Below are 7,199 nucleotides of genomic sequence, written 5' to 3'. Positions count from 1 at the left end.
CCGTCAATCGTAAAAGGACCTTCGCTTTCAAACCTTTCAACTATTATTTTTGCAAATTCTTTGTCTTCTTCAAATATTTTATTGGCTACTTCGCACTGAGCGGGCGTAATACATCCGACTCCCTGCATCCCTAAGTTTTTTTGAAGCAGGCACCATTTTGTAAATCCTTCAAGGTCTTTGTAATTCTGATAAACAAATCCAATAGGGATAATGTTGAGATATTTTGAAGTTAAAGAAAAGTCGCTTAAAATTCTGTGAATCAGAGGATTGTTTAGGTCTATGACGCTGTGAGAGATTTTTAATTCGTTTAAAAGATCATATATTCCGATATAAAAAGTGGTAAGTTTAGGGTGTTTTAGTTCTTTAAGATTAAAAAACGCTTCTTTTGTTTCAATAGAAGCGTGGATATCTTTATCGGTTTTCATAAAAACGTCATCAATTTCTTCGACAGATTTTACTTTTGGTATTCTAAATGCGTTAAAATTGAATCTATCTAAAAACTCAATCTCTTTAAGTCCTTCTTCATCAAGCGGATTTACTCTTATTACTATTTCTTTGTCAATATTTTCAATATGTGAGAGAAAAATAGCAATCATTATTTTTGCTATTTCTTTTTTTTCTTTCGGCACCCCGTCTTCAAGGTTTAGCATAATTACATCAGCCGGCAGTTCATCCATTTTATTAAGGTGTTTTACCTGATGTCCGCTTACCATTAAAACACTTCTTTTTTTAGTAAAGGAAAGAGGAAACTTTTTAGGGGGCTTAATTAGTGAGAGGGCTTTTTGAATATCATTGTTTTGGACGATGTTTTCGAGTTCTTTTAGGAAGTTTTTATCTTTAAAAATCATTTTTTATCCTTTTGAGCCTGAAGATATAAATAAAGGGCTTCAACTTCGTTGGTTGTGAGATAATCGTATTGAGGCATAATTGATAAAATTTTCTTTTTTGGAAAAATTTTTGTTTTTAACTGTTCGTATGTAATGTTTTGAATATTTGGGGCTTTTATTGTTTTTGTAATTATTTTTCCATATTTTTTTATTTTGTAACTGGCGATTATTTTGCCCTGTGCTTTTTTGCCGTGACATTTGGCGCAGCTGATACCTCTTGGGTTGTTATAAAGCATTTTTCCATATTCATAGTTAGTGATAAACCACTCCTGAGAAAAGGAAAATGTAGTTATACACAGCGGGATAATTAATCTCAATGCAGACCTTTTATGTTAAAATTCTAAAATATTTTACCAAAAAGGAACATCAATGACAATTATGGACGGTAAAAAATTATCGAGTAAAATAAAAGAAAAAGTAAAAAAAGATGTAGAAGAGTTGAAAAAAAAAGGTATTACTCCCGGGCTTGCGGTTATTTTGGTTGGTGACGACCCTGCAAGCCACACGTATGTTGGAATGAAAAGTAAAGCGTGTAAAGAGACTGGAATTTACAGTGTGGTACATGAGTTTCCTGAGAGTATAAGTGAAAAAGAACTTCTCTCAACTATTGATATGATTAACGAAAATCCTAATATTCACGGGCTTTTAATCCAACTGCCGCTTCCAAAACATATAGATACCACTAAAATTTTAGAAAGGGTTTCTCCCAAAAAAGATGTTGACGGATTCCATCCTTATAATATGGGAAGGCTTGTTGAAGGTCTTGATACGTTTGCTCCTTGTACTCCTCTTGGGGTTATGGAACTTTTTAAAGAATATGATATTGAGCTTAAAGGCAAAGACGTATGTATAGTGGGTGCTAGTAATATCGTTGGAAAACCTATGTGGGCTCTTTTGCTAAATGCATGGGCTACAGTGGATATATGTCATATAGAAACAAAAGATTTAAAAGCGCATACAAAGAGGGCTGATATTGTAATAGTAGGGGTTGGAAAACCGAATCTTATTACGGAAGATATGGTAAAAGAGGGAGTGATTGTAGTTGATATCGGTATAAATAAACTGCCTGACGGAAAGCTTGTAGGGGATGTTGATTTTGAAAACGTGAGCAAAAAGGCTTCTTATATAACTCCCGTTCCAGGCGGTGTAGGACCTATGACAATTGCTATGCTTCTTAAAAATACCGTAAAAGCCGCTAAAAATTTTGCGAAAGAGGCTAAATGAAAGATAAATTAATAAAATTTTATCACTGGTCTAATACATGGACAGGTACTATTGTTATTGTTTTACTGGTTATATTTTTTTTAGCTCAGGCTTTTATAATTCCAAGTGGAAGTATGAAAAAAACGCTGCTTCCTGGAGATGCCCTTTTTGCCAAAAAATTTGCTTACGGTGTACCGATTCCTCATATTCCATGGATAGAAATTCCCGTTTTGCCTGATTTTAAAGGTAATGGGCATTTGATTGAGGGTCCTAGACCTAAAGGGGGAGATATAGTTATCTTCAGATTTCCTCTTGATATTAAAAAACATTTTGTAAAAAGATGTTTTGCAAGTGCCGGTGATGAGGTGATATATACCGATGAAGGTTTTTGGCTTCATCCAAAAAAAGGCGATGAATATATAAAAAAACATTTTAAAGGATTTAGGGTAAAGGAATTTATGGGGAAACTTTTCGTGTTAAATCCTTATATGAAAGAACATAAAGGAATTCAGTATATCAATCAGAATTTTACCTATTTCGGGCTAAAACAAAGAGCCGAACAGCTGATAGAATTTGCCGGACTTAATAATTATACAGGATATATAAGTTATTCCGTTATTGAAAAAATAATAAAAGATATTATTGCTGCATTTGCAATGCAGGGAGAAAATGTAACTCCTCAGGAAGTTGATATAGGTATGGGAATAGTGTTAGAAAACGGAAAAGTAAAATATTTTTACTCAAAATTGCCTGAAGACAGGTTTTTTATGGTCGGTGATAACAGAGATGAGAGTTTTGACAGCAGGTTTTGGGGACCCGTGTCTTATAAACTTGTCGTAGGAAAACCGTGGTTTATTTATATGAGCTGGGATAGTGATTTTACTGTAAGATGGAACAGAGTCGGTAAAACAATAGACGAAATAGAAGAAGAACTTAGAGCTGGTAAAAGACCTTATATAACCGCGGGTTGCGAAAAAGGACGTTAATGGAGTTTTTAACTAAATATTCCGCTATGATTTTGGCTTTTTTGATAGCCATTATAGGTCATGAGATTATGCATGGGGCGGTTGCTAAATATTACGGGGATGAAACAGCTGCAAGAGAGGGGAGGCTAAGTCTTAATCCTATAAAACATATAGACCCTTTCGGGAGTATAATTTTTCCTGTATTACTGTATGTTTCTCAAAAAATGGCCGGAGTTGGTGATCCTATAATTTTCGGATGGGCTAAACCGGTTCCTGTTAATATTTTAACCGTTGTAAACAAAGGAGGATATTTAGCGGCTGTAGCCGTCAGTTTAGCAGGTGTGACGTATAATTTTTTAATGGCTCTTATAGCCTCTAGTATTATAGGATTTTTTTATCCGCCGGAGGGAATTTTTAGTGCATGGATGGTGATGTTTTTGATGTATATGGTGGTTGTAAATATTATTTTGGCCATATTCAATTTAATACCTCTGCCGCCTTTAGACGGAGCTAATGCTCTTAAATATCTGGCCCTTCATTTTAGATGGTATAAAATAGTGGAGTTTTATAATAAAATAGAGCCTTACGGAATGCTTATTTTGCTAATAATTCTTTTTACGCCTCTTAGCGATTATATATTTAAACCTGCATATATTCTTATAGGATTGCTGTTGTGAACAAACTTTTGGAACTTCCAAAAGAAAAACTTGTTGAAATAATAGAAAAGTTATATGCTAATCATATAAAAGAACCTAAATACGATATTTATTCAAAAAGTTTTTTTATAGAATTTTTAAAACAGATGTTGGAAGTTTATAAAAGATATAAAAATATTAAGTTAGTTTTGCTTGTTTTTAAATTTGATGAAACTAAAATAGTGGAAATTAAAAAACATCTTAGAAAAAGTGATTTAATTGCTAAATATGATAATGCATTTGTAATTTTACTTAGCGAAACTGGGAATTTCGGTGCTTATAAAGTAAAAAATAAACTGGAAAAAATTTTAGGTGTTAAAGGAGAAATAATAGATATCAATATAAAAGAGGGAGTAAAGGAGGTTTTGAAAGATATAGAAAATAAAATTAAGCTTTATTAAACCATCCTTTTATCTTTTCAATTGCTTCTTCTAAAATATTTTTATGCTCTTTGATTTCGCCTGTAAAACTTTCATGAAGCTTTTCAAGCAGTTCTTTTTGTTCGGTTGTCAATTTTTTAGGATACACTATATTTATAACCGCTATTAAGTCTCCTTTTATACCAGTGTTTGGGTCAGGGAGCCCTTCTTGTTTAAAGATTATTTTTGTTTTATCTTTTGTGTTCGGTTCTATTTCAATCTCTTTTTCACCGTTTAAAGTAGGAATTTTGATTTTATCGCCTAATATGGCGCTAGTGAAGAACACCGGTACGTCAACTATTAAATTATTTCCTTTTCTTTTAAATACTTTGGATGGTTTTACACGGAATAAAATATATAAATCTCCTCTACCTCGTTTGCTTTCGTTTCCTTTCCCTGGAATTCTCATTCTCATACCGGTGTCTACACCGGCTGGAATATCTACTTTTATCGTTTCTGTTTTAATTATAAAACCTTTTCCTTTGCATTCAGGGCAAGCTTTTTTGACTATAAAACCTTTTCCTCGGCACTCAGGACACGTTTGACTCATTCTTATAAAGCCGTTTCCTACTACTATGCTTCCTCTTCCTTTACAAACAGGACATATTTCTTTTTCTTCGGCTCCGCTACCTTTACATTTAGGACATAATGCGTAATATTCGTTTGTTATCTCTTTTGAAACGCCAAAAGCCGCTTCTTCAAATTCAAGCGTTAATTCTAAAGCTTTATCAATTTCGTACGGAAGTTCTTCTTCAAAATTTTCTCCAAAACCTCCTCCGAAAATATCGTTAAACATATTGAAAATATCTTCGAAACTGAAATCATTTTTATAGCCTCTTCCCTCAAGTCCCTCTTTGCCGTATCTGTCATAAATTGCTCTTTTTTCATCGTCGCTTAGCACCTGATAAGCTTCATTTATAAGTTTAAATTTTTCTTCGGCTTCTTTATCTCCTGGGTTTTTATCCGGATGATATTTCATCGCGAGTTTTCTGTAAGCTTTTTTTATCTCTATTTTAGTAGCGTTTCGACTTACTCCTAATATTTCGTAGTAATCCATTTCCCCTCCATTTTTTTTGTGAAATTATATCAAGAAAGTGTATTTGAAGATTTTTTGAAGAGGCGCGCCTGTAAGCCGGGTTCTGTTTTGGAAGCTATTTATCTGGGCGCACACCTTACGGTGCCGCTCAAGCGGAGGGTATAATCGCAAGGCTTTACCATCCCTCCTTGCTGCGGGGTGGGTTTACCAGCGGGATATGTCGCCATATCCCCTGGTGAGCTCTTACCTCACCGTTTCACCCTTGCCTGTGAGCCTAAAAAGCTCCATCGGCGGTCTGGTTTCTGTGGCACTTTCCCTCGCCTTACGGCGGCAGCCTGTTAGGCTGACCCCTGCCTTGCCGCAGCCCGGACTTTCCTCTGGTGATCCAGCAGCTTCCCGGCGCGCCTTTATTTGTAATTATATCAAAATTTTGAACCGCATATGTATTCGCAGTCTTTTAAAATATAAGCTTCATGTATTTCTCCTGCGGGGACGTTTAACGTATCTCCGGGTTTTAAATGGAATTTTTTGTCTTTAGTGTTTATTATCATTTCTCCTTTTAACATAACCCTTATTTCATTGTATGGATGTTTGTGCCAGGCATAATATGTTCCTTTTGAGTCGTTCCATATGAATATGTTTTTAAAACCTTTGTCTTGCAGTTCTTTTATTGTTTCAAATACACTTTTTGACATGCTATTTTCCTTTTTTGTATATTTTTTGAATTTTATCAAACTATCTCTTGACTTTAATAAAGTTTTTTATTAAAATTTCATCACCAAATGACATTGGGCTGTCGCCAAGTGGTAAGGCAGCGGACTTTGACTCCGTCATTCGGAGGTTCGAATCCTCCCAGCCCAGCCATTTTTTTTGACGCGGGGTAGAGCAGCCTGGTAGCTCGCCGGGCTCATAACCCGGAGGTCGTGGGTTCAAATCCCACCCCCGCAACCAAAATTTATAATTATCTGGTGTCAAAGATGAAATAAACAAAAATAAGAGAAAAAAAATTATTTTTCCTTTGATAAGTTAAAAAGAAGTTCTATTTTTGTTTCAAGTCTTACAAAATCCTCTCTCAAATCTTTAATTGAACTTACATTTTCTTCAAATTTTATAAGAGCTTTTTGTAAATTGTTTAAATCTTTTCTCAAACTTACAACATAAGAAGTGACAAAAACTAAATATGAAACTATAGTTACTGCCACTCCTGTCTCAAGTGTTATCATCTTAACCTTCTGAGTCTCCACTATCATCTGAAGAAGAACTACTATAAGAATAATCTCTTGCATTAATAACAATAATCGTATCAGCTTTAACACCATTAAAAGTTTTACCCAATAACGCCTCTCTTATATCTTTTCCTGTTTTAGCAGTAGAGGTGAAAAAATGCAAATAAACTTTTTCGTGACTTTCTTCATCTCTAATCATAATACTCCATTTTCTTGCCTCAGTAATACCAGTATCAGAACCAGTTTCAGAAGTCTTCTCAAGTATTTCATATTCGCCAGGCATTAAAGCATCAGCAAAAGCCTTAGCATTATCGCTATCAGCAGGAAAATAATTTGTAAAAGTTTTATCACCAAGTTTTTGCCTTACCATACATACACCCATTTTATACTCCTTTTAATTATTTTTATCTATCATAAATAGGATACGCATTATCAGCTTTTTCAGCACCTTCATAAAAACCAACATCAAACTTACCAACAATTGCAGGTTTTATATCATTAACATCCTTCTCAGGATTAATATGATGAATTCTAAAAGCACAACTCTTTTTACCTTTCCTTGATACCCATCTTTGAGTATTTAAAGTTTCAGGCATTGAAGTAGCAGTTCCACCCGTCGCCTTAGTTTCCCATTCTTCAACTTTCCCTTCCATAAGTCCTTTAAGTGCATTCAAATCATCAGCACTTGCCTGAACGCTTAGAGTTTGAACTCTCTGACCGTTTATATACTGTCTTAAAAGAGCCATTTTGTTTCTCCTTTTACTTAAA

The 7,199-nt window shown here is 34.4% G+C and carries 11 protein-coding genes, 2 tRNA genes and 1 other RNA gene; 6 read left to right on the top strand and 8 right to left on the bottom strand.

Translation table 11 applies throughout. The features are described 5' to 3' along the window. Both ACXJH6_RS03610 and ACXJH6_RS03605 read right to left on the bottom strand, forming a co-directional pair. Window positions 1–848 (bottom strand): HpcH/HpaI aldolase/citrate lyase family protein (locus tag ACXJH6_RS03610; protein ID WP_456470405.1); only part of this gene is annotated, 848 nt, incomplete at its 3' end. Continuing rightward, on the bottom strand, window positions 845–1,204 hold the full coding sequence (locus tag ACXJH6_RS03605) for a c-type cytochrome (RefSeq protein WP_456470404.1): 360 nt from the start codon (window positions 1,202–1,204) through the stop codon (window positions 845–847). The genes ACXJH6_RS03605 and ACXJH6_RS03610, both read right to left, overlap by 4 nt. Before the next feature lie 52 nt (window positions 1,205–1,256). On the opposite strand from ACXJH6_RS03605, the gene folD reads away from it, so the two are divergent. Genes folD through ACXJH6_RS03585 form a run of 4 tightly spaced genes read left to right on the top strand, consistent with a single transcriptional unit; the run spans window position 1,257 to window position 4,151 of the window. Next, window positions 1,257–2,111, top strand: coding sequence for a bifunctional methylenetetrahydrofolate dehydrogenase/methenyltetrahydrofolate cyclohydrolase FolD (gene folD / locus ACXJH6_RS03600; RefSeq protein ID WP_456470403.1), 855 nt, complete (start codon window positions 1,257–1,259; stop codon window positions 2,109–2,111). After that, complete coding sequence (gene lepB, locus ACXJH6_RS03595) at window positions 2,108–3,076, top strand: signal peptidase I (RefSeq protein WP_456470402.1); 969 nt, start codon at window positions 2,108–2,110, stop codon at window positions 3,074–3,076. Before folD ends, lepB begins: the two co-directional genes overlap by 4 nt. After that, entirely contained in the window at window positions 3,076–3,732 is a 657-nt protein-coding gene (locus tag ACXJH6_RS03590) for a site-2 protease family protein (RefSeq protein WP_456470401.1), read from the top strand. The genes lepB and ACXJH6_RS03590 overlap by 1 nt, the downstream gene beginning before the upstream one ends. Then, window positions 3,729–4,151 carry a hypothetical protein gene (locus ACXJH6_RS03585; protein WP_456470400.1) on the top strand — a complete coding sequence of 141 codons (423 nt, stop codon included), beginning with the start codon at window positions 3,729–3,731 and terminating at the stop codon, window positions 4,149–4,151. Before ACXJH6_RS03590 ends, ACXJH6_RS03585 begins: the two co-directional genes overlap by 4 nt. On the opposite strand, the gene dnaJ is transcribed toward ACXJH6_RS03585, so the two are convergent. The 3 genes from dnaJ to ACXJH6_RS03570 form a co-directional block, all read right to left on the bottom strand. Next, on the bottom strand, window positions 4,138–5,226 hold the full coding sequence (gene dnaJ / locus ACXJH6_RS03580) for a molecular chaperone DnaJ (RefSeq protein ID WP_456470399.1): 1,089 nt from the start codon (window positions 5,224–5,226) through the stop codon (window positions 4,138–4,140). The two genes, ACXJH6_RS03585 and dnaJ, sit on opposite strands and share 14 nt — an antisense overlap. 55 nt (window positions 5,227–5,281) lie before the next feature. Then, window positions 5,282–5,613, bottom strand: an RNA gene (gene rnpB, locus ACXJH6_RS03575) — RNase P RNA component class A. Window positions 5,614–5,627: 14 nt separating this feature from the next. Then, window positions 5,628–5,900: a cupin domain-containing protein gene (locus ACXJH6_RS03570; protein WP_456470398.1), complete on the bottom strand. Its 273-nt coding sequence runs from the start codon at window positions 5,898–5,900 to the stop codon at window positions 5,628–5,630. Between the two features lie 94 nt (window positions 5,901–5,994). Here ACXJH6_RS03570 and ACXJH6_RS03565 point away from each other — a divergent pair. Further along, a tRNA-Gln gene (locus tag ACXJH6_RS03565) sits at window positions 5,995–6,069 on the top strand. 10 nt (window positions 6,070–6,079) lie between these two features. Continuing rightward, window positions 6,080–6,156, top strand: a tRNA-Met gene (locus ACXJH6_RS03560). 56 nt (window positions 6,157–6,212) lie between these two features. Here ACXJH6_RS03560 and ACXJH6_RS03555 read toward each other — a convergent pair. The 3 genes from ACXJH6_RS03555 to ACXJH6_RS03545 form a co-directional block, all read right to left on the bottom strand. Continuing rightward, on the bottom strand, window positions 6,213–6,428 hold the full coding sequence (locus tag ACXJH6_RS03555) for a hypothetical protein (RefSeq protein ID WP_456470397.1): 216 nt from the start codon (window positions 6,426–6,428) through the stop codon (window positions 6,213–6,215). A 1-nt stretch (window position 6,429) separates the two neighbouring features. Beyond that, window positions 6,430–6,813: a hypothetical protein gene (locus ACXJH6_RS03550; protein ID WP_456470396.1), complete on the bottom strand. Its 384-nt coding sequence runs from the start codon at window positions 6,811–6,813 to the stop codon at window positions 6,430–6,432. A 22-nt stretch (window positions 6,814–6,835) separates the two neighbouring features. After that, on the bottom strand, window positions 6,836–7,199 hold a 364-nt coding region (locus ACXJH6_RS03545; RefSeq protein WP_456470395.1), incomplete at its 5' end, for a hypothetical protein.

The organism is Caminibacter sp., assembly GCF_053999135.1.
Note: the sequence above shows the minus strand (reverse complement) of the source record. Positions and strands in the feature narration are given on the sequence as shown.